We start from the raw sequence: 22839 nt of genomic DNA, 5'->3' as shown, positions 1-22839 counted from the left end.
ACCGGCCCGGGAACGGTGTGACCGGCCGGTCCCAGCATCCGACGCAGCCCGTCTCGCCAGTCGGACGGGCTGTCTCGGAATACCGGGGCGGCATGACACTGTTGGCGTAGCAGAGCCACCTCGGTGGCGTCGCAACAAGCCACAAGAGGTTGGCCCTGGCCACCTGAACTGACGACCATCGGAGTCCCCGTGTCGCTGCCACCCCTGGTCGAGCCGGCCGCCGAGCTCACCGTCGACGAGGTCCGCAGGTACTCCCGCCACCTGATCATCCCCGACGTGGGCATGGCCGGGCAGAAGCGGCTGAAGAACGCCAAGGTGCTGTGCGTCGGCGCCGGCGGCCTCGGTTCGCCCGCGCTGATGTACCTGGCTGCGGCGGGCGTCGGCACGCTCGGCATCGTCGAGTTCGACGTGGTGGACGAGTCCAACCTGCAGCGGCAGATCATCCACGGCCAGTCCGACATCGGCCGCTCCAAGGGCGAGTCGGCGCGGGACTCCGTCAAGGAGATCAACCCCTACGTCGACGTGATCCTCCACGAGGAGCGCCTCGACAACTCCAACGTCATGGAGATCTTCTCCGGCTACGACCTGATCGTGGACGGCACCGACAACTTCGCCACCCGCTACCTGGTGAACGACGCCGCGGTGCTGCTCGGCAAGCCGTACGTGTGGGGCTCGATCTACCGCTTCGACGGCCAGGCCAGCGTCTTCTGGGCCGAGCACGGCCCCTGCTACCGCTGCCTCTACCCGGAGGCCCCGCCGGCGGGCATGGTCCCGTCCTGCGCCGAGGGCGGCGTGCTGGGCGTGCTCTGCGCGTCCATCGGTTCGATCCAGGTCACCGAGGCGATCAAGCTGCTGGCCGGTGTCGGCGAGCCGCTGGTCGGCCGGCTGATGATCTACGACGCCCTGGAGATGAACTACCGCCAGGTGAAGGTCCGCAAGGACCCGAACTGCGCGCTCTGCGGCGAGAACCCGACGGTCACCGAGCTGATCGACTACGAGGCCTTCTGCGGCGTCGTGTCGGACGAGGCGCAGGCCGCCGCCGCCGGTTCGACGATCACCTCGAAGCAGCTCAAGCAGTGGCAGGACGACAAGGAGGACATCTTCCTGGTCGACGTCCGCGAGCCCGGCGAGTACGAGATCGTCAACATCCCGGGCGCGGTGCTGATCCCGAAGAACGAGTTCCTGATGGGCGACGCCCTGGAGTCGCTGCCGCAGGACAAGAAGATCGTGCTGCACTGCAAGTCGGGCGTGCGCTCGGCCGAGGTGCTGGCCGTGGTGAAGTCGGCCGGCTTCGCCAACGCCGTCCACCTGGGCGGCGGCGTGCTCGGCTGGGTCAACCAGATCGAGCCGCACAAGCCGGTCTACTAGAGGACCCGGCCGGTCTGCCAAGACCGCGGTACCACCCGGGAAGGGCCCGCTCCGGCGGGCCCTTCCTCGCGTTCGCGGCCGGCCGGCTAGAGCGCGCCCCTGCGCTGGAGCACGTTGTAGGAGATCCAGCCGGGCAGGACCGGCAGCCAGAAGGTGAGCGCACGGTAGAGGAAGACCGCCGGGGTGGCGACCGCCGGGGGCACGTCGGCGACGGTGAGCGCACCGATCAGGGCGACCTCGACCGGGCCGATGCCGCCGGGGGTGGGGATGGCGGAGCCGGCCGCGTTGGCGGTCAGGAAGACCACCGCGACCGCCGAGAAGCTGATCGAGCCGCCGAAGGCCTGCACCGAGGCGTCCAGGCAGGCGGTGAAGGAGAGAGTCAGCAGCAGGATGCCGCCGAAGCCGGTGACCAGTTTGCTGGGCGTCTGCATCAGGTCGAGCATCCGCGGCACCACGCCGAAGAACAGCGAGCGCAGCCGGTTCAGCACGAACCGCCGCAGCGGGGCGACGGCCGCGACCACCAGGGCGAGCACGGCGGCGGTCAGCACACCGATGATCACCGCGCGGGAGGCGGAGAGGTCCCCGTTGGTCTGGCTGCCGGTGATCAGGCCGAAGCTGAACAGCAGCAGCAGGTGCCCGGCCAGGCCGGCCAGCTGGGAGGCGCCGACCGAGGCGACCGCCTGCCCGGAGCGGATACCGGCCTTCTGCAGGTAGCGGGTGTTCAGCGCGATGCCGCCGATCGCGGCCGGTGCGACCAGCTTGACGAAGGACCCGGCCAGCTGGGCGGCGACGGTGCGCCGGAACGGCAGCTTCTCCGGGACGAAGCCGGTCAGGCTCATCGACGCGGCCACGTAGCTGAAGGCGGCCGCGGCGAGGGCCACCGCGGCCCAGGCCCAGTTCATCTGGGACAGCTTGAGCTGGGCCGGCTTGATGGTGGTCAGCGCCAGGTAGGCGGCGAAGGTGAGCGCGACGACCATGATCAGGGTCTTCGGCTTCAGCCGCTCCAGCTTGGCCGTCTCGGTCGGCGCCTCCGGGGCGATCTGGAGGATCTGGCCGCGGATCCGGCTGAGCAGGTCCTCGCCCGCGGTCGCGATGTCCTCCTCGGCCTGCTGCTGGGTGCGCTCGCCGGCGGCGACCTGCTCCAGCGCCCGGGCCCGGGCGGCGGTCTTGCGCTCCTTGGTGAGCTTCCTCAGGTCGACGCGGGTGGAGCGGCTCATCCCGACCGGCTGGAGCAGCGGCAGCGCCTGGGCGACCCGGTCGGCGCCGAGCACGGCGTTGGCGACGGCGACCGCCCGCTCCGGGCCGATCCGCAGCGCGAAGGTGGTGAGCAGCTGGGCGACGTCGATGCGCAGGGTCAGGTCGGTGGCGGCGATGTCGCCGCCGGAGAGGTTGACCAGGCAGGCCGTCTTCTCGTCGACGACCAGCAGCGACTCGCCGGTGAGCCGGCGGTGGGCGATCCGGCGCTCGTGCAGGGCGCCGACGGACTCCCAGAGCGAGGCCATCACCTGGTCGGTGACCTCCTCGTCGGCGAGGTCGTCCAGGGGGCGGCCCTCGACGTTCTCGTACACCAGGATCGCGGCGTCCGGGCCCAGCTCGGAGGTGGCGACCAGTTGCGGGGCGCGGGCGCCCGAGGCGGCGGCCGCGTAGGCGATCAGCGCCTCCTGCTCCAGCGCCTGGCGCAGTGACTGGGGGCTGCGGCGGACGGCCACCGAGCGCAGTCGCAGGCGTCTCCAGGCCCGGTAGAAGAAGCCGGAGGCCTGCTGTTCGCGGTCGATGATGTGGACGTCCAGCGGCGGGCCGCTCTGCTGGGCGACGAAGTAGCGGCGGGTGCCGCCGGGCGCGTCCGCGGCGCGGTGGGCACTGGCCGGGGTGAATCCGACCTTGCGCAGCCCGATCATCAGGTGCTGGCCGGTGGGCCGGATGTTCGGCGAGCCGATCGCGTACAGCGTGCCGTAGGCGACGGACCAGCCGATGAGGACGGTGAGCAGCAGCGAGAGCGGCGTGGTGTAGCCGCCGAGCAGCTCGGTGATCCCGCTGAAGACCACCACCACCCAGAGGGCGACCCGCCAGCGCGGCCGGCTCGACATGCCGACCGCCGTCATGTAGGCGATCACCGGGGCCAGGTAGCCGTGCACCGGGTCGGTGAGGGTGCCGTTGCTGTCCAGCGGGAGCCGGGTGAGGGCGTCCCGGATGTGCTCGGAGGCGCCCTCGGCGACCCACCAGTCGATGCCCAGCGAGACGCCGTAGGCGAGCACCGAGGCGAGCACGCCGTCGGCGACCCGCAGGCCGTCGCGTTTGATCAGCCGCTCGACCGCGAAGGCGAGCGGGACGGCGAGCACCGCGACGCTGGAGACCAGGCCGGTGATGGTGGAGAGCACCGGGGAGAAGCGGGGCGCGTTGGAGGCGATGTCCAGCTCGATGCCGGTGGTGGTCGAGGTCGCCACACCGGCCAGGACGAACACGGCGACTATGCCGAAGACGCCGGCCAGGAAGCGGATCAGGTCGGAGGGGCGGTGCGCGCGGGCGGCGAGCAGCGGCTCGTCGACGTCCAGGTGCGGGGTGTCGTCGTGGGCGTCGGCGTCCTCGGCGTCCCCGGCGGCTTCTTGCCCGTCGAGCGGCGTGGGCTGCTGGGCCGGGACGCCGGTCGGCGTAGGCTCGGCCGCGGGGGCCGGAGCGTGTTCGGGCGCCTCGGCGTCGGTCGGCTGCGGGGTCTTGATCGTTTGGTCCTTGATCAGGGAGACTTCCGGGGACGGCTCGGCGGCGGGCATACCGCCGGCACCTGCGGGCATGGCGTCGGAGGACTCGTCGGAGTCCTCGTCCACGCCCACGTCGGCCATCCCGGTCATCTGGTCTTGTCCTCGTATCACCACTCACCGCCCCGAAGATGGTGGCATGCCGCGGCGCCCCGTGCTGGACAGGGGGCGGATCGGGCGCGGCGGATCGTTCGCACGGGTCCGCGCGTCCGCTCCTATAAGGAAGAATGCCCCAGGTGACGGACGCTGACGACGACGGCGACCGGGGCGCACTCCCGCCCTTCGCCGAACTGGTGCTCGACCTGACCGAGCGGATTCCACCCGGCCGGGTGATGACGTACGGGGACGTTGCCGAGTACCTCGGCCAGGGCGGCCCCCGGCAGGTCGGGCGGGTGATGGCCCTCTACGGCGGCGCCGTGCCGTGGTGGCGGGTGATCCGCGCGGACGGCCGGTTCCTGCCCGGGCACGAGCACCGCGCACTCGCCCACTACGGCGAGGAGGGCACCCCGCTGCGCGAGCTCGCCGACCCGCCCCGGGTCGACCTCCGACGGGCCCGCTGGGACGGCGGGTCCGCGGGGGATTGAGCCGAACCCGGTGCGCGGGCGGGAATGACGGGGCAGGATCGTAGGCTCGATACCGACGGGTCCCGAGCGGGCCCGCCTTTCCGTGGCCCGCAGCACAACCCCCCAGGACATTCGTGAGCTCCCCCTACCGTCTGGTGCGCAGCCCTCTCGCACAGCCCGCCCCGCCCGTGCTGGACGAGTACCAGCGCGCCGTGGTGGAGCACGCGGGCGGCCCGCTGCTGGTGCTCGCCGGGCCGGGGACGGGCAAGACCACGACGCTGGTGGAGGCCGTCGCCCGGCGGATCGAGCACGGCACCGACCCCGAGCGGATCCTGGTGCTCACCTTCAGCCGCAAGGCCGCGATGGAGCTGCGGGACCGGATGTCCGCCCGCCTCGGCGCCGCCTCCGGGCACCGGGCGAGCGCCCCGCAGGCCACCACCTTCCACTCGTTCAGCTACGCCCTGCTCCGCGCCCACCAGGACCCGCGGGACTACGCCGAGCCGCTGCGGCTGCTCTCCGGCCCCGAGCAGGACGTCATGGTCCGCGAGCTGCTGGCCGGCGGCGCCGAGGACGCGCGCCTCGCGGCAGCCGCCGGCACGGCCGCGGGCGGCAGGATCGCCTGGCCGCTCGACCTGCGCGCCTGCCTGACCACCCGGGGCTTCGCCGACGAGGTCCGCGCCGTGCTCGCCCGCAGCCGCGAGCTGGGCCTGGGCGAGGCCGAGCTGGAGCGCTTCGCCGAGGGCGTCCAGCGCCCCGACTGGGCCGCCGCCGCCCACTTCCTCGCCGACTACCTGGACGTGCTCGACCTGCGCGGCGTCCTCGACTACGCGGAGCTGGTGCACCGCGCCGTCCTCCTCGCGGAGCGCCCCGAGGTCGGCCAGGAGCTGCGGCAGCGGTACGACGTGGTCTTCGTCGACGAGTACCAGGACACCGACCCGTCCCAGGTCCGGCTGCTGCGCCGGCTGGCCGGCGAAGGACGCGAGCTGATCGCGGTCGGCGACCCGGACCAGTCGATCTACGCGTTCCGCGGCGCCGACATCAACGGCATCCTGGAGTTCCCGCACACCTTCCGGCAGGCCGACGGCAGCCCCGCCGACGTCAAGGTGCTCCGGGTCTCCCGCCGCTCCGGCGCCGTCCTGCTCGCCGCCTCCCGGGAGCTGGCCCGGCGGATGCCGATGGGCCGGCTGCCCGCCGAGAAACTCGCCCAGCACCGCGCCCTGCTGCCCTCCCGCGAGGGCGGCCGGGTCGAGGTCTACACCTACCCCACCCCCGGCACCGAGCTGGACTCGATCGCCGACCTGCTGCGTCGCGCCCACCTGGAGGACGGCGTGCCGTGGGGTGAGATGGCCGTCCTGGTCCGGGCCGGCGCCCGCTCCATCCCGGGCGTGCGGCGGGCGCTCGGCGCGGCCGGCGTCCCGCTGGAGATCGACGGCGACGACCTGCCGCTGCGCGAGGAGCCGGCCGTCGCCCAGCTGCTGCTCGCGCTGCGGGTCTGCGCCGAGCAGGCCCACCGCGACAGGCACGCGCCCGACGTGCCGGACCCGCTCACCACCGACCTGGCCCACACCCTGCTCACCGGCCCGCTCGGCGGCATGGACGGCTCCGACCTGCGCCGCCTCGGCCGCGTCCTGCGCGAGGAGGAGCGGGCCGCGCTGCGCGCCGACGGCCGGCCCGCCGCCGTACCGCGCCCGGCCGGCGAGCTGATCCGCGAGGCCCTCGCCGAACCCGAGCGGCTGATCGCCCTCGACCCCGCCCACGCCCGGCGCGCCCGCGACCTCGGCACCCTGCTGCGCAAGGTCCGCGAGCGCCTCGCCGGCGGCTGCACCGCCGAGGACGCGCTCTGGGAGCTCTGGGACGGCAGCCGCCGCTGGCGCGAGCGCCTGGAGCGGGCCGCACTGCGCGGCGGCGCCGCCGGCCGCAACGCCGACCGGGACCTCGACGCGCTCTGCGCCCTGTTCGAGACCGCCGCCCGCGCCGAGGAGCAGGTCACCGGCCACCGCAGCGCCCTCGACCTGCTGGCCGAGCTGGAGGCCCAGGACATCGCGGCCGACACCCTCACCGTGCGGGCCGTCCGCCCGGAGGCAGTCCGGCTGATGACCGCGCACCGCTCCAAGGGCCTGGAGTGGCGCCTGGTCGTCGTCGCCGGCGTCCAGGAGGGCCTCTGGCCGGACCTCCGCCGCCGCGGCTCGCTGCTGGAGGCCGACCGGATCGGCCGCGACGGGATCGCCGAACCGCTCTCCCCGGCGGCGCTGCTCGGCGAGGAGCGCCGGCTCTTCTACGTCGCCGCCACCCGGGCCAAGGAGCGGCTGATCGTCACCGCCGTCAAGGCGCCCGCCGACGACGGCGACGAGCCCTCCCGCTTCCTGCGCGAGCTCTACCGCGAGGACGTCGACCCGCGCACCGGCCGGGTGCTGCGCCGCACCCCGCCGGCCACCGTCGAGGACGTCACCCACCGGCCGCGCCGGCCGCTCTCCGTCCCCGCGCTGGTCGCCGAGCTGCGCGCGGTCACCGTCGACCCGGCCCGCGCGCCCAAGCTGCGCCGCGCCGCCGCCGAACGCCTCGCCACGCTGGCGCTGGCCGCCGACGAGGACGGCCTGCCGCTGGTGCCGGCCGCCCACCCGGACCGCTGGTGGGGCCTGGACGACGCCACCGCCGCCCCCGCCCCGTTGCGCAGCGCCGACCTGCCGGTCCGGCTCTCCGGCAGCGGCCTGGAGCAACTGGAGAACTGCTCGCTGCAGTGGTTCCTGGACAAGGAGGTCAAGGCGCGCGGTTCCTCGTCGGCCGCCCAGGGCTTCGGCAACGTGGTGCACGCCCTCGCCGACGAGGTCGGCTCCGGCCGCACCCCCGCCGACCTCGCCGTCCTGATGGAACGGCTGGACACCGTCTGGGACGCGCTGGCCTTCGACGCACCGTGGAAGTCCCACCAGGAGAAGACCGAGGCACGGGCCGCCCTGGAGCGGTTCCTGCACTGGCACGTGCTCCAGCGCGGCCGCGACGTGGTCGCCACCGAGCACGGCTTCGACGTCACCCTGGACGCGGGCGGCGTCGCCGTGCGGATCCGCGGCTCGATGGACCGGGTCGAGAAGGACGAGGCCGGGCGCGCCTACGTGGTCGACTTCAAGACCGGCAAGGAGGCGCCGACCGACAAGTCGCTGCCCGAGCACAAGCAGCTGGCCGTCTACCAGCTCGCCGTCCGCGCGGGCGCGCTCAACGAGCTGCCCGGGTTCGACGGCCGCGCCCCCGAGTCCGGCGGCGCCGAGCTGGTCCAGCTGCGCAAGCCCGACAAGGGCGCCCCGGACGCGCCCAAGGTGCAGCGGCAGGACCCTCCGGAGGGCGAGCCGTGGATCGAGAACCTGCTGGCCGACGCGGCCGGGCGGGTGCTCGCCGAGCGGTTCGTGCCGCAGACCGGCGTTGGCTGTGACCGCTGCTCGTTCCGCCGGAGCTGCTCGGCCCAGCGGGACGGCGCCCAGCTCGTGGAGTAGCCGGCCCGGGCAGGGTGGTCCGCCGGACCGGGTGGTCTGCCGGGCCGGCCGGCTCCTCGGGCCGAGGAGTGCGGTCCGAGGAGTGCGGGCCGAGTAGTGAGGGTCACCCCGGTCGGGCGCCCGACCTGTCGGTACCCCCCGTTAACGTTGCGGGGTGACCGCCGTGCTCGACCACCCCGACCAGCTCAAGGAGCTGCTCGGCATCCCCTTCAACCGGGAGCAGATGGCGGCCATCGGCGCCCCGCTGGAGCCGGCCGTGATCGTGGCCGGCGCCGGCTCCGGCAAGACCACCGTGATGGCCGCCCGGGTCGTCTGGCTGGTCGGCTCCGGCGCGGTCCGGCCCGAGCAGGTGCTCGGCCTCACCTTCACCAACAAGGCCGCCGGCGAGCTCGCCGAGCGGGTCCGCTCCGCCCTGCGTCGTCTCGGCAGGCCGGGGGTACCCCCGGCCGAAGGCTGGGGGAGAGCCGCCGAACCGGACGAGGAGCCGCTCGGCGAGCCGGAGATCTCCACCTACCACGCCTTCGCCGGCCGGCTGCTCAAGGAGCACGGCCTGCGGATCGGCATCGAGCCGGACGTCCGGCTGCTCGCCGACGCCACCCGGTTCCAGCTCGCCGCCAAGGTGCTGCGCACCGCCCGCGGGCCCTTTCCGGCCCTCACCGGCACCTTCGCCAACCTGGTCGCCGACCTGATCGCGCTCGACGGCGAACTCGCCGAGCACCTGGTCGAGCCGGACACCCTGCGCGCCTTCGACGAGGAGCTGCTCGACACCCTCGCCACGGCCAAACTCACCAACGACGACCTGCGGGCCGTCCCCGGCGCCGCCCGGGCCCGGCTGGAGCTGCTCCGCCTGGTCGAGGACTACCGGCGCCGCAAGGCAGCCGCCGGGCTGATGGACTTCGGCGACCAGATAGCGGCCGCCGCCCGGCTCGCGCAGCAGCGTCCCGAGGTCGGCGAGCTGCTGCGCGGCCAGTTCCGGGTCGTCCTGCTGGACGAGTACCAGGACACCTCCGTCGCCCAGCGGCTGATGCTGGCCGGTCTCTTCGGCGCCGGCCCGGACGGGCGGGCCACCGGCCACGCGGTCACCGCCGTCGGCGACCCCTGCCAGGCGATCTACGGCTGGCGCGGCGCCTCGGTGGCCAACCTGGACGAGTTCCCCCGGCACTTCCCGAGGGCCGCGGGCACCCCGGCCGCCCGGTACGCGCTGAGCGAGAACCGCCGCAGCGGCGGGCGGCTGCTCGCCTTCGCCAACGAGCTGGCCGCCCCGCTGCGCGCCATGCACGAGGGCGTCGAGGCGCTGCGCCCGGCCCCCGGCGCCGAGCTGGACGGCTTCGTCCGCGCCGCACTGCTGCCCACCCACGCCGAGGAGATCGACTGGCTGGCCGACTCGGTCGCCCACCTCGTCCGCACCGGTACCGCGCCCGGCCGGATCGCCGTGCTCTGCCGGGGCGGCGCGGCCTTCCCCGACATCCACGCGGCGCTGGTCGCCCGCGAGGTGCCGGTCGAGGTGGTCGGCCTCGGCGGGCTGCTCCAACTGCCCGAGGTGGCCGACCTGGTGGCGGTCTGCGAGGTGCTCCAGGATCCGACCGCCAACGCCGCGCTGGTGCGGCTGCTGATCGGCCCGCGCTGGCGGATCGGCCCGCGTGACCTGGCCCTGCTCGGCCGGCGCGCCGCCGATCTGGTCCGCACCGCCCGGCCCGAGGGCGTCGAGGCACTGGCCGCCGCCGTCGCCGAGACCGACCCGACCGAGGTCGTCTCGCTGGCCGACGCACTGGAGACCTTCCTCGACCCTGACCAGCCCGACGAGCTGGCTTTCTCCGCCGAGGCCAGGCTGCGCTTCGCCCGGCTCGCCCGGGAGCTGCGCGAGCTGCGCCGCTCGCTCGCCGACCCGCTGATGGACGTGCTGCACCGGGTGCTCGCCGTTACCGGCCTGGAGGTCGAACTCGCCGCCTCCCCGCAGGCGTTGGCCGCCCGGCGCCGGGAGACCCTGCACGCCTTCCTGGACGTCGCGGCCGGCTTCTCCGACCTGGACGGCGACCCGGGCCTGCCGGCCTTCCTCGGGTTCCTGCGCGCGGCCCAGGAGTACGAGCGCGGCCTCGACAGCAGCCTGCCCGGCGGCGAGGACACCGTGAAGGTGCTCACCGCGCACAAGTCCAAGGGCCTTGAGTGGGACGTCGTCGCCGTTCCCGGCCTGGTGAAGGGCGCATTCCCGTCGTCCACCGCGCGCGAGCGCTGGACCAGCACCAAGCGTGTGCTCCCGCACGCCCTGCGCGGCGACACGGCCACCCTGCCCGACGTGCGGGGAGGCTGGAACAGCAGGTCGATGACCGCCTTCAAGCAGGCACTGGCCGAGCACTCCGGCACCGAGGAGCTGCGCCTGGGCTACGTCGCCTTCACCCGGCCGCGCTCGCTGCTGCTGGCCTCCGGGCACTGGTGGGGGCCCAGCCAGAAGACGCCGCGCGGCCCGTCCGCCTTCCTGGAGCAGCTGCGCGAGCACTGCGAGCAGCCCGGCGCCGGCGAGATCGAGCACTGGGCCGAGCAGCCGCCCAAGGGGGCTGAGAACCCGGCGCTGGCCGCACCGGTCGAGCGCCCCTGGCCGCTGCCGCTGGACCCGGCCGCGCAGCACGCCCGCCGCCGGGTCGCCGAGGTGGTGTACCGGCGGCTGGCTGGCCAGCCCGCCCCCGAGCCGGAGCCGATGGCCGCCGAGGACCGCCGCCAGGTGGAGTCCTGGGACCGTGATCTCACCGCGCTGGTGGGCGAGTTGGAGCGGTCCCGGCGCAGTGTGCGGGAGGTGCCGCTGCCAGCCGCGCTCTCCGCGACCCAGCTGCTGCGGCTCGCCGCCGACCCGGACGGCTTCGCGCACGACCTGGCCCGCCCGATGCCGCGCCCGCCGCAGCCCGCCGCCCGCCGGGGCACCCGGTTCCACGCCTGGGTGCAGTCCCGGATCGAACCTCTGCTGCTGATCGAGCCGGGCGCCCTGCCCGGCGCGGACGACGACGGCATCGAGGACGAGCAGGACCTGGAGCGGCTCAAGGAGGCGTTCCTGCGCACTCCGTATGCGAACCGGGAACCGTACAAGGTCGAGGCGCCGTTCCAGCTGGTGCTGGCGGGCCGGGTGGTGCGCGGCCGGATCGACGCGGTCTACCGCGAGGGTGACGGCCGGTCAGAATCGGGCGGCGCGTCACGCTATGAAGTGGTGGACTGGAAGACGCACCGCGAGGAGACCGCCGATCCGCTCCAGCTCGCGGTCTACCGGGTGGCCTGGGCCGAACAGTTGGGCGTCCCGGTGGAGCAGGTCACGGCGTCGTTCCTGTACGTCCGCAGTGGTCGGATCGAACAACCCGCAGGACTTCCCGGCCGAAAAGAGTTGGAACGGCTCCTGATCGGGAACAGTGAAGAATGAGTCACGGAGAGCATTCAAGTCATCACGGCAACGGGCGAAACCTGTGCGTAGTGCACGTTTCGTGCCTATTGTGGGGTCGGTAACCGGTCAACCCCGTACTCCGGCCGCCAGCGAGGCCCGCATTCCCTAACCCTCAGTCATCACCGCAGGTGCCCACGGGCATCGGCGTCTTCTGCTGGAGAGACCGAAGTTGAGCGCGACCGGATGGATCAGAGAGCGGTTCGCCGGGCCGACCCCGGGGGCCGCTCCGGGCGCGACCGGCACCTGGCCGAGGACGGCGCTGTCGCTGCCGTTCATCGGCATGGCGCTGGTCGTCGTCCTCGACTACTTCACTGACGCCGCGGTGACGGTCGAACCGGCCCTCACCGCCGTCCCCGCGCTGGCCGCCGTGGTCAGCCGCCGAACCTGGTACCCCCTCGCGATCGGCCTCTGCACCGAGGCCGCCGCCTTCCTGATGGCCTTCCACAACGACGTGCTCGGCGAGTCCGTGCACAGCGCCACCGTCTTCGCGATCGTGCTGGTCGCCGCGATCGGCTGGGTCAGCGCCACCCTGCGGCTGCGCCAGGAGAAGGCGCTCGCCGACGCCCAGCTGGTCGCCTCGATCGCCCGCCGGGTGCTGCTGCGGCCGGTCCCCGACCGGGTCGGCACCGTGCGGGCCGCCGTCCACTACGAGGCCGCCGCCGCGCACGCCCGGATCGGGGGCGACCTCTACGAGGTGGTGAACACCCGGCACGGGGTCCGGGCCGTGGTCGGCGACGTCCGCGGCAAGGGGCTGGGCGCGGTGGAGACGGCCGCCGCCGTGCTCGGCGCCTTCCGCGAGGCCGCCCACCAGGAGCCCGCGCTGGAGCGGGTGGCCGGCTGGCTCGCCGTCAGCCTCGACCGGGCCCTGCACGAGAACGACCACCCCGGAGTGGAGGAGGAGTTCGTCACCCTGGTGCTGATCGGGGTCCGGCCCGACGGCACCGCCGAGATCGTCAACTGCGGGCACCCCTCGCCGCTGCTGCTGCGCGGCGACGAGCCGGTCCGGCCGTTGGAGCTCGCCGAGACGGTGCCGCCGCTCGGCGTCCTCGACCCGGCCGACGTCCGGCCGCCGGTGTACCGGATCCCGCTGCGGAACGGGGACCGCGTGCTGCTCTTCACCGACGGCGTCATCGAGGCCCGCAACCGGGCCGGCGCCTTCTACCCGCTCGCCGAACGGCTGCCGCACTGCGCGGAGGGCCGCCCGGCGGACGTCCTCCAGCGCCTGCACGAGGACGTGGTCCGCCACGTCGGCCGCCAGCTCGGCGACGACGCGGCCATGCTGCTGCTCCAGTACGACCCTCCCCCTGCCTTCGGCCGGGGGGACCCGCAGGCGGCCGGGGCCCAGCTGCCGCACCAGAACAGCCTGCTGACCCGGCACTGACGGCTCGCTCCCGAGGCCGCCCTACAGCGACACCCGCACCACCAGCGGGCGGTGGTCCGAGACCGCCGTCCGCGGGGCGGCCGCCGGGCCGACGGCGGTCCGCGGCACGCCCACCGCCAGCACGTGGTCGAACTGCACGGCCGGCCGGTGCGAGGGGTAGGTGGGGGTGCGCGCCAGGTCGTACCAGCCCTGGAGCCGGGCGCGCGGCTCCCGCACCCGCCGCCGGCGCGGCTCCACCAGGACCGGCCGGGCGCGCGGCTCCCGCACCCGCCGCCGGCGCGGCTCCACCAGGACCGGCCGGGCGCGCCGTGCGGCCCGCAGCTCGCGGACCCGTGCCCGCGGCGCCGTCCGGTCCAGCGCGGTCGCCCCGCCGAGCACCGTCCGGGGCACCGCGCCGATCAGGTTGAAGTCCCCCAGGACCAGGTACGGCTGCGGCAGGTCGGCGATCCACCGCCGGATCCCGGCCAGCTGCGCCATGTTCCAGCCCGGCACGAACGACAGGTGTGCCGCCACCACCGTGAACGGTCCGCGCTCGCCCTCCAGTACCGCTGCCAGGGCGGCCCGGGGCTCGTCCGGGACGGGCGTCAGCCCGCGCCGCCCGGCCACCCGCAGCGGCAGCCCGAACGGCGCCGGGGCGAACCGGCGGGCCCGCCAGTGCCGCACCGGCAGCCGGGTCAGCAGCGCGGTCCCGTACGCGGGCAAGGCGTCGTCGCCGAGCTCGCCCGGCCCGTACACCTGGATCCCGGCGGGCTCCGACGGCTCCCGCACCCAGCCGGCCACCGGCGCCGGCCGGCCGTGCAGGGCGGCCGCGAACCGCCAGTCCGCGGCGCCCATCGCCTTGGCGGCGACGGCCGTCTGGTCGGTGGTGCCGGAGCGCGGCTGGTACCGGTCCACCTCCTGGAGTGCCAGGACGTCGGCGTCCAGCGCGGCCACCGCCTCGGCCAGCGGCCCGCCGGCGTCGGCCGGGTAGGGCCGTGGGGCGCCGTCCGGGGCGAGCGGCTGACCGTGCAACAGATTGAAGGTGGCGATGCGCAACTGGCTCACACCGCACGACGGTACCCGCTCGCCGGGGGACGGGGCGCCGCTTGAGCCCGACGGGCATACCGGGTATACATACTCGGTATGTCGATCCGCCACGGTCTGCTCGCCCTGCTCGACCAGGGCCCCCGCTACGGCTACCAGCTGAGAACCGAGTTCGAGGCGCGCACGGGCGCCACCTGGCCGCTCAACGTCGGCCAGGTCTACACGACGCTGTCCCGGCTGGAGCGCGACGGCCTGGTCGAGCCCGCCGGGGAGGACGACGAGGGCCACCAGTTCTACGCCGTCACCGACGCCGGCCGCGCCGAGTTGCGGGCCTGGTTCGACACCCCGGTGCCCCGGACCAGCCCGCCGCGTGACGAGCTGGCGATCAAGCTGGCCATGGCGGTGACCGTCCCCGGAGTGGACGTCCCCGCCGTCGTCCAGGGCCAGCGCCGCCACAGCGTCAAGGCGCTCCAGGACTACACCCGGCTCAAGGGCCGGGCGCTGGCCGGCGAGACCCGCCCCGGCGGCCCCGGCCAGCCGGCCGGCCCCGGCGCCGACCTCGCCTGGCTGCTCGTCCTCGAACAGCTCATCTTCCAGACCGAGGCCGAGATCCGCTGGCTCGACCACTGCGAGACCAGGCTCGCCCAGCAGGCCGAGATCGAGCAGGCCAGGGCCGCCGAGGCCCGCAAGGCGGAGCCCGAGCCCCGGTCCGGGCCCACCGCCCGGATCGGGCGCCGCCGCTCCAAGGCCTGAACCCCGTCCCGACCTCACGAACCACCGGCCCCGGCGGTCAACCCGCCCCGGGCCCAGAACAGCAGGGGGAAGCGTGTCCCACACCGATCCGACCAGGAGCGCCACCCAACCGGTGCTGCACCTGGACCACGTCACCCGGGTCCACGGCCAGGGAGCGGCCGAGGTGCAGGCGCTGCGCGGGGTCGACCTCAAGGTCCACCCCGGTGAGTTCGTCGCCGTGATGGGCCCCTCCGGCTCCGGCAAGTCCACCCTGCTGACCCTCGCGGGCGGCCTGGACAGCCCGACCGAGGGCCAGGTCCTGGTCGAGGGCGTCGCCCTCGGCGGCCTCAACCGCAAGAAGCTCGCCGAGGTCCGCCGCCGCTCGGTCGGCTACGTCTTCCAGGACTACAACCTCATCCCGGCGCTCACCGCCGCCGAGAACATCTCGCTGCCCCGTGAGCTCGACGGCCTCTCCGGCCGCGCCGCCCGCCGCGAGGCCCTCACCGCCCTGGAGGAGCTCGGCATCCCCGAGCTCGCGGACCGCTTCCCGGACGACATGTCCGGCGGCCAGCAGCAGCGCGTCGCCATCGCCCGCGCCCTGATCGGCGATCGCCGCCTCGTCCTCGCCGACGAGCCCACCGGCGCCCTCGACTCCACCACCGGCGAGGCCGTCCTCGCCGTCCTGCGCGCCCGATGCGACGCCGGCGCCGCCGCCATGATGGTCACCCACGAACCCCGCCACGCCGCCTGGGCCGACCGCGTCGTCTTCCTGCGCGACGGCCGCATGGTCGACGAGAGCGTCAGCCAGGACGCGGGCAGCCTGCTCGTCTCCGCGGCCACCAACGCGATGGGCCCGGTGGCGGAGTGAGGCTCAGCGCCTGGCGGGTCGCCCTGCGTATCGCCCGCCGTGACGCCCTGCGCGCCAAGGGCCGCAGCGCCCTCGTCGTCGCCATGGTCGCGCTGCCCGTCCTCGGTGTCACCGGCGCCGACGTGGTCTTCCGCAGCGCCGAACTCGACCCCGGCGAGCGGATCGTCCGCACCATGGGCCGGTCCGACGCCGAGATCCGGATGATCGAACGCGGCTCGGTCATCCTGCAGGCACCGGACCCGGACGACTCCTTCAAGCACACCAGCGCCGACGACGCCCAGAAGGGGAACGGCCGGCCCACGTACACGCCCGAGCAGCGCCGCAGCCTCGACACCGAGCCCGTCGAGCTCGTCAAGCAGCTGCTCCCGGCCGGCTCCACGCTCGTCCCGGTGCGCCAGGGCCCGTACAGCGCCACCAGCACCGCCGAGGGCCTGCTCAGCGTGCAGACCGTCGAGGCCGACCTCAACGACCCGGTCTGGAAGGGCCGGATCAACGTCGTCGAGGGCCGCGCCCCGAGCGCCGGCCACGAGGCCGCCGTCACCCGGGACTTCCTCGAACGCTCCGGTCTCAAGCTCGGCGACCGCACCTCCCCGCGCGGCCTGGAGGCCACCCCCTTCACCATCACCGCCGTCGCCGAGTACCCCGGCGAGCTGAAGGCCACCGGGCTGATAGCCCGCCCCGGCACGCTGGTCGACCAGCTGATGAAGCTGCCCGGCGCGGGCAAGGGCATGGGCCGGTCCAACCTGGGTGAGGACAGCCGCTGGATGGTCAAGCTCCCGTCCGGGGCCGCGATCGACTGGCCCAAGGTGACCGAGCTCAACAAGTACGGCTTCACCGTCGCCTCCCGCAGCGTCCTGCTCGACCCGCCGGCCCGCTCCGAGGTGCCGCTCTACGCCCACGAGGACCAGGAGACCGGCGGAACCCGCTACCTCGACAAGACCTCCGTCGTCATCCTCGCCACCGTCGTCGGCATGGCGCTGCTGGAGATCGTGCTCCTCGCGGGCCCCGCCTTCGCCGTCGGGGCCCGGCGCTCCCGGCGGCAGCTCGGCCTGCTGGCCGCCGGCGGCGGTGACCGCGCCAACGTCCGCGCCGTCGTGCTCGGCGGCGGCATCGTCCTCGGGGTGACCGGCGCCGCCGTCGGCCTGGCCGTCGGCGTCGGCCTGGTCGCGCTGCTGCGCACCCGGGCCGAGAACTACTCCGGACAGCGGTTCGGCCACTTCGACCTGCAGCCGCTCGACCTGCTCGGTGTCCTGGCGATCGGCCTGGTCACCGGCCTGCTCGCGGCCGTCGTCCCCGCCGTCCAGGCCTCCCGCCAGGACGTCGTCGCCGCGCTCACCGGCCGCGACTCGCTCAAGCCGCCGAGCCGCAAGCTCGCCCTGCTCGGCCTGGTGATGCTGGCCGGCGGCGCCGCGCTCGCGCTGCTCGGCGCGACCAGCGGCTTCGGCAACCGCAGCATGGCCGTGCTCGGCGGCTCGGTGATCGCCGAACTCGGCATGGTCGCCCTGACGCCCTACCTGGTCGGCCTGTTCGGCCGGATCGGCCGCTGGCTGCCGCTCGGCCCGCGCCTCGCCCTGCGCGACTCGGTCCGTCACCGCGGGCGCACCGCCCCCGCCGTGGCCGCCGTGATGGCCGCCGTCGCCGGCTCCGTCGCCGTCGGCATCTACACGGCGAGCGACGACGAGCAGAACCGGCGGGAGTACGTCGCCGCCGGCCCGGCCAACGCGGTCACGCTCAGCAGCGGCTGGGGCTCGGCCTCCGACGGCAAGCTGTTGCCCCAGCTGCGCGGCGCCGTCGAGACCAGCATCCCCGACCTCGGCCCCCGCGCCGACGTGCAGCGGGTCGACCTCCCGGGCGACTGCGACAGCACGAGCGCCAGCTGCGGCTACGTCAGCACCGCGATGCCGAAGGAGCTGCGCTGCCCGCTGTACGAGAAGGGCAGCGACTCCATCCCCTTCGAGGAGGCCGTCCGGCTCCGCAAGGAGGACGCGCGCTGCAAGGAGGACCTCTCCTACTGGGTCAACCCGTTCAGCGCCGCGATCGCGGGGGACGCCACCCTGCTGCGCAACCTGTACGGGGTGACCGACCCGGCCGTCGGCCAGGCGCTGGCCGCGGGCAAGGCGGTCGTGTTCGACCCCCGGTACATCAAGGACGGCAAGCTCATCGTGCGCGTGACCGAGCCGACCGACCCGGCCGCCATGAAGCCGGGGGAGAACCACGAGGCGCCCAGCCACGAGATCGGCGTCGACGCCGTGCTGGCCACCGCGGCGGCCCCGGCCGGCGGCCAGGCGGTGATGAGTCCGGACACCGCCCGCCGGCTCGGGCTGGGTACCAGGGACGCCGGCTCGGTCTGGCTGCCCGCCGGGGCGCCGTCCGACAGCGCCGAGCAGAAGGCGGCGGGTGCGATCGACAAGCTCGCCGACGGCACCCGGTTCAACGTCGAGCGCGGCTACCACTCCAACAACGACCTGGTCAGCCTCGGCCTGACCGGCTTCGCCGCCCTGGTCGCGCTCGGCGCGGCCGGCATCGCCACCGGCCTCGCCGCCGCCGACTCGCAGCGCGACCTGACCACCCTCGCGGCGGTCGGGGCGGCGCCGCGGATCCGCCGAACCCTCTCCGGCTTCCAGTGCGGGGTGATCGCGGCGATGGGCGCCGTGCTCGGCGTCGTCGCCGGGGTCGTGCCGGCGGTGGCCCTGCGCAAGGTGGAGGGCGTGGCGGTCTCCTACCCGGGGATGTCCCCCGAGCAGTTGGCCGACCGGAGCGTCATCGTCTTCCCGTGGCTGAACGTCGGGGTCACCGTCGTCGTCCTGCCGCTGCTCGCGGTGGCGTTGGCGACCGTGCTCACCCGCTCGCGGATCTCGCTGCTGCGCCGCTCCGGCTGACGCACCGCTCCGTCCCGTCACCCCCGGCCGCCCCCTGGTGCGGCCGGGGGTGACGCCTGTCAGCACAGGGGACGGGACCCACTCCTGATCGGCTGACCGAATGGTGACGGACGTTACAGGCCTGTCGGTGACCGGTGGACGGACCACCGGGGCGGGCACCCGCATGGGCGAACTAAAGTCGTCCGTATGACGAGAACCCCGGACAGCGTCGTCCGCTCCTTCATCGACCAGCACCAGGCCACGTTCCTGGCCGACCTCTCCGACTGGCTCGGCATCCCCTCGGTCTCCGCCGACCCCGGCCGGGCCGGCGACGTCCGCCGCTCCGCCGAGTGGCTGGCCGCGAAGCTGCGCGAGACCGGCTTCCCGGTGGCGGAGGTCTGGGAGACGGACGGCCTGCCGGCGGTGTTCGCCGAGTGGCCGTCCGGGGACTCGTCCGCGCCGACCGTGCTGGTGTACGGGCACCACGACGTGCAGCCCGCCGCGAAGGAGGACGGCTGGGCGACCGAGCCGTTCGAGCCGACGGTGGTCGGCAAGCAGCTGTTCGCTCGCGGCGCCGCCGACGACAAGGGCCAGGTGTTCTTCCACACCCTCGGGGTCCGCGCCCACCTGGCCGCCACCGGGCGGACGGCGCCGGCCGTCAACCTCAAGCTGCTGATCGAGGGCGAGGAGGAGTCCGGCTCGCCGCACTTCGCCGACCTGGTCCGCCGGGAGGCCGGGCGGCTGGCCGCCGACGTGGTGATCATCTCGGACACCGGCATGTGGTCCGAGACCACGCCGACCGTCTGCACCGGCATGCGCGGCCTGGCCGACGCCCAGATCGACCTCTACGGTCCGGACACCGACATCCACTCCGGCTCCTTCGGCGGCGCCGTCCCCAACCCGGCGGCGGTCGCGGCCGACCTGGCGGCCGGGCTGCACGACGCCGACCGCCGGGTGGCGGTCCCGGGCTTCTACGACGGTGTGATCGAGCTGACCGAGCGCGAGCGCGAACTCTTCGCCGAGCTGCCCTTCGACGAGGCGCAGTGGCTGAAGGTCGCCAAGTCGTACGGCACCCTGGGCGAGGCCGGCTACTCCACCCTGGAGCGGATCTGGGCCCGGCCGACCGCCGAGGTCAACGGCATCTGGGGCGGTTACACCGGCCCCGGCGGCAAGACCATCGTGCCGTCCTCCGCGCACCTCAAGCTCTCCTTCCGGCTGGTCGCCGGCCAGGAGGTGGAGAAGGTCCGGGAGGCCGTCCGGGAGTGGGTGGCCGCGCGGGTGCCCGAGGGCATCCGGTACGAGCTGGTGTTCCCGGGCGCGACCCGGCCCTGCCTGACCCCGCTGGACCACCCGGCGCTGCAGTCCACCGTCCGGGCGATGGGGCGGGCGTTCGAGCAGAAGATCCTGTTCACCCGTGAGGGCGGTTCCGGCCCGGCCGCCGACCTGCAGGACGTCCTCGGCGCTCCGGTGCTCTTCCTCGGCATCTCGGTGCCCTCGGACGGCTGGCACTCGGTCAACGAGAAGGTGGAGCTGGACCTCCTGGCCAAGGGCGTGGAGACGGCCGCCTACCTCTGGGCCGACCTGGCAGAGAACTGGCGGCCGGGCGGCGAGGATGCCGGCGAAGGTGCCTGAGGGCGCCCCGCCCGTCCCGGCGGGCAGACCACCGATCCAGACGACTCATCACGTGGGGATGGAACGAAGTGAGCACCGTGCCTGAGACCGAACGCCCGAGCAACCTGGCACTGGCCCGGGCCGGGGTCGACCGGGCGGCCCAGCACCGGTTCGACGAGCCGTGGCTGGCGGCCGCCTGGAGCCACCCGAGCACCCAGGTGCTGCCGATCGCCGGCGGCGAGGCGTTCGTGGTGGACACCGGGAGCGGCACCGAGCTGGTCCTGCTGCCCTCCTTCGAGGCGCCGCAGACCGGGGACCGCTACTTCCTGGGCACCGACGAGGACGGCGTCTCGTACTTCGCGCTGGCCGGCGAGAGCCTGCCCGGGCGGCTGGACGGCGACGCCCGTCCGGCCGGGCTGCGCGAGGTCGGAGCACTGCTCTCCGACCGGGACGCCGGGCTGCTGGTGCACGCCGTCGCGCTGGAGCACTGGCACCGGCTGCACAGCTTCTGCTCGCGCTGCGGGCACCCGACCGAGAAGGCCGGGGCCGGCCACGTGCGGCGCTGCACCTCCTGCGCGGCCGAGCACTACCCGCGCACCGACCCGGCGGTGATCATGATGATCACCGACGAGCAGGACCGCTGCCTGCTCGGGCGCCAGGCGCTCTGGCCCGAGGGGCGCTGGTCGACCCTGGCCGGCTTCGTCGAGCCGGGTGAGTCGATCGAGCAGGCGGTGGTCCGCGAGGTGTTCGAGGAGGCCGGCGTGCGGGTCGCCGAGGTGTCCTACGTGGCCAGCCAGCCGTGGCCCTTCCCGTCCAGCCTGATGCTCGGCTTCATGGGCAAGGCCCACCCGGACGGCACGGCGATCACGGTGGACGGCGAGGAGCTGGCGGAGGCCCGCTGGTTCTCCCGGGAGGAGCTGAAGGCCGGGATGGCGGCGGGCGAGATCCTGCCGCCGTCGGGGATTTCGATCGCCCGTCATCTGGTCGAACTCTGGTACGGCGGTCCGCTGCCGTCGGCGGCGCGCTGGTAATTCCGTCCAATGGGGGCGTGCGGCATATTGCCGTGCGCCCCCATTTCTCTTTCATGCCCTCTTTCACTTCGACTTCAGGAGGGTCCTCCTCGGCTGAACGGGTGGCCACTCCCGATTTCCCGCAGGCCGGGCGCTCTGATGTTCGTATCCGGAGGGGCCCTGTCCCGGCGCTTCTCCCCCGCCCGGGCCCGGTCCGCCGTCGGCGACCCGGGGGCGGCCGCGGCCTATGCGCGCCGACATTGACCGAATCGGCTGAAACGGTGTCACCGTGCTCGCTACATTCACTCGGGTGACAATCCCACGGGGCACCGCCCAATCCCCCAAATACCAGCGCCTCGCCGCCGACCTGCGCCGCCGGATCGCCGAGGGCGAGTTCACCGCGCAGGCCGCGCTGCCCGTCGAGAGCGAACTGGAGCGCCAGTACGGAGTGGCCCGCAACACCGTCCGGCTGGCCGTCGACGTCCTGGTCAACGAGGGCCGGCTGGTCCGGCTCCAGGGCAAGGGCACCTACCTGCGGGAGCACCCCGTCCTGGACCACCGCGCCTACGGCCCCACCCTGCGGCCGGTGCCGCGCGACCCGCACGGCGGGCCGCGGGACTGCCTGGCCGCACCCACCACCGTCTACCTCGGCGAGGCCGCCGAGGCCGGCCGGGAGCTCACCGTCGACTTCGAGATGATGATCGTCCGGGCCCGGGTCGACATCGCCGAGCGGCTCGGACTGCGGCCCGGTGAGGCCATCGTGGTCCGCCGCCAGCTGCGGCTGCTCGACCGCGAGCCCTACTCGATCGAGGAGAGTCACTACCGGGCCGGCCTCGCCGCCGGCACCCCGCTGATGGAGCCGGACCAGATCGACGGCGGCGACGAGGCGGTGCTCGCCGCGCTCGGCCGCACCGAGGTCGGCGCCGTCGACCACCTGGTGGCCCGGATGCCCGGCCCCGAGGAGGCGCAGTGGTTCCAGGGCGGCCCCGGGGTGCCGCTGATGGTCCAGACCCGGGTGACGTACGACCGGCGCGGGCCGGTCCGGGTGATCGAGACCCGCTACTCCGCCGACCGCAGCCGGCTGGTCTACGGGGTCGGCGACCTCGCCGCCCGTGCGCTGCTGCCCGCCCCCGCGGCACCCGTCGACCCGGCCCGGGCCGACGCGCCGTGACGCGCCGGCCCGGGCCCGCGTGCGGGCCCGGGCGTGCGCCGGGGCCCGGCGGCAGCCGTGGGTCAGGCCGCCAGGGCCTTCTTGACCTGCATCAGGCTCGGGTTGGTCATCACGACCTGCTCGCCGCCGCCCTCCGGCTTCACCAGCACCGTCGGCACCGTCTGGTTGCCGTTGTTGACCGACTCGACGAAGGACGCCGACGACGGGTCCTCCTCGATGTTGATCTCGGTGTAGCCGATGCCCTCACGGTCCAGCTGGCTCTTGAGTCGGTTGCAGTAGCCGCACCAGGTCGTGCTGTACATCGTGACGCTGCCGGACATCGAGGGGGCTCCTTAGGGAAGGGGGCGTGCGGTCTCCGGGGAGAACGCCCGCCGTGCATCGGTCATTCCGCGGCCGCCCGGCGTGAGGAGCGACGTCGTACGCCCGGCGTGAGGAGCGACGTCGTACGCCCGGCGTGAGGAGCGACGTCGTACGCCCGGCCGCGCAGCGATCATCCTGCGATCACACCGCACCTGTGGACAACTTTGCCCGGGTTGTCGCACCGGGCTGAGAAGATGGAACGCATGCAGGAAGACCTCTTGAGCGGCAGCCCGTTCGA

14 protein-coding genes are annotated in these 22839 nt (G+C 74.2%); 11 read left to right on the top strand and 3 right to left on the bottom strand.

The window, feature by feature from the left end; translation table 11 throughout:
• Positions 1-189: 189 nt before the first annotated feature.
• The gene (gene moeZ / locus ACZ3YO_RS09200) at positions 190-1368 is read left to right on the top strand and encodes an adenylyltransferase/sulfurtransferase MoeZ (RefSeq protein ID WP_465546214.1); all 1179 of its coding nucleotides are present in this window, start codon (positions 190-192) and stop codon (positions 1366-1368) included.
• An 86-nt stretch (positions 1369-1454) separates the two neighbouring features.
• Here the strand turns inward: moeZ and ACZ3YO_RS09195 are convergent, their stop codons facing one another.
• Positions 1455-4214 carry a flippase-like domain-containing protein gene (locus ACZ3YO_RS09195; protein ID WP_465566840.1) on the bottom strand — a complete coding sequence of 920 codons (2760 nt, stop codon included), beginning with the start codon at positions 4212-4214 and terminating at the stop codon, positions 1455-1457.
• A gap of 134 nt (positions 4215-4348) precedes the next feature.
• On the opposite strand from ACZ3YO_RS09195, the gene ACZ3YO_RS09190 reads away from it, so the two are divergent.
• The 4 genes from ACZ3YO_RS09190 to ACZ3YO_RS09175 all read left to right on the top strand — a co-directional run bounded on the left by ACZ3YO_RS09190 (position 4349) and on the right by ACZ3YO_RS09175 (position 12968).
• On the top strand, positions 4349-4705 hold the full coding sequence (locus ACZ3YO_RS09190; protein WP_465566837.1) for an MGMT family protein: 357 nt from the start codon (positions 4349-4351) through the stop codon (positions 4703-4705).
• A gap of 113 nt (positions 4706-4818) precedes the next feature.
• Positions 4819-8166, top strand: a complete 3348-nt coding sequence (locus ACZ3YO_RS09185; protein WP_465566834.1) for an ATP-dependent helicase — start codon at positions 4819-4821, stop codon at positions 8164-8166.
• 154 nt (positions 8167-8320) lie between these two features.
• Entirely contained in the window at positions 8321-11566 is a 3246-nt protein-coding gene (locus ACZ3YO_RS09180) for a UvrD-helicase domain-containing protein (protein WP_465566831.1), read from the top strand.
• 190 nt (positions 11567-11756) lie between these two features.
• A complete protein-coding gene (locus ACZ3YO_RS09175; protein ID WP_465566829.1) occupies positions 11757-12968 on the top strand; it encodes a PP2C family protein-serine/threonine phosphatase in 1212 nt (403 codons plus the stop codon).
• Between the two features lie 21 nt (positions 12969-12989).
• On the opposite strand, the gene ACZ3YO_RS09170 is transcribed toward ACZ3YO_RS09175, so the two are convergent.
• The gene (locus ACZ3YO_RS09170) at positions 12990-14012 is read right to left on the bottom strand and encodes an endonuclease/exonuclease/phosphatase family protein (protein ID WP_465566827.1); all 1023 of its coding nucleotides are present in this window, start codon (positions 14010-14012) and stop codon (positions 12990-12992) included.
• A 78-nt stretch (positions 14013-14090) separates the two neighbouring features.
• Between ACZ3YO_RS09170 and ACZ3YO_RS09165 the strand changes: the two genes are divergently transcribed.
• The 6 genes from ACZ3YO_RS09165 to ACZ3YO_RS09140 all read left to right on the top strand — a co-directional run bounded on the left by ACZ3YO_RS09165 (position 14091) and on the right by ACZ3YO_RS09140 (position 22241).
• Complete coding sequence (locus tag ACZ3YO_RS09165) at positions 14091-14744, top strand: PadR family transcriptional regulator (protein ID WP_465546225.1); 654 nt, start codon at positions 14091-14093, stop codon at positions 14742-14744.
• 73 nt (positions 14745-14817) lie between these two features.
• The gene (locus ACZ3YO_RS09160) at positions 14818-15591 is read left to right on the top strand and encodes an ABC transporter ATP-binding protein (RefSeq protein ID WP_396320725.1); all 774 of its coding nucleotides are present in this window, start codon (positions 14818-14820) and stop codon (positions 15589-15591) included.
• The gene (locus tag ACZ3YO_RS09155; RefSeq protein WP_465566824.1) at positions 15588-18470 is read left to right on the top strand and encodes an ABC transporter permease; all 2883 of its coding nucleotides are present in this window, start codon (positions 15588-15590) and stop codon (positions 18468-18470) included. Before ACZ3YO_RS09160 ends, ACZ3YO_RS09155 begins: the two co-directional genes overlap by 4 nt.
• 186 nt (positions 18471-18656) lie before the next feature.
• Complete coding sequence (locus ACZ3YO_RS09150; RefSeq protein ID WP_465566822.1) at positions 18657-20081, top strand: dipeptidase; 1425 nt, start codon at positions 18657-18659, stop codon at positions 20079-20081.
• Positions 20082-20149: 68 nt separating this feature from the next.
• Positions 20150-21091 carry an NAD(+) diphosphatase gene (gene nudC, locus ACZ3YO_RS09145; protein WP_465546231.1) on the top strand — a complete coding sequence of 314 codons (942 nt, stop codon included), beginning with the start codon at positions 20150-20152 and terminating at the stop codon, positions 21089-21091.
• A 289-nt stretch (positions 21092-21380) separates the two neighbouring features.
• Positions 21381-22241: a GntR family transcriptional regulator gene (locus ACZ3YO_RS09140; protein WP_465566820.1), complete on the top strand. Its 861-nt coding sequence runs from the start codon at positions 21381-21383 to the stop codon at positions 22239-22241.
• Between the two features lie 62 nt (positions 22242-22303).
• On the opposite strand, the gene ACZ3YO_RS09135 is transcribed toward ACZ3YO_RS09140, so the two are convergent.
• Complete coding sequence (locus ACZ3YO_RS09135; RefSeq protein ID WP_396320730.1) at positions 22304-22561, bottom strand: mycoredoxin; 258 nt, start codon at positions 22559-22561, stop codon at positions 22304-22306.
• Between the last annotated feature and the right edge of the window lie 278 nt (positions 22562-22839).

This window comes from Kitasatospora sp. NPDC022785, assembly GCF_055561295.1.
This window is presented reverse-complemented; position numbering and strand designations above follow the sequence as displayed.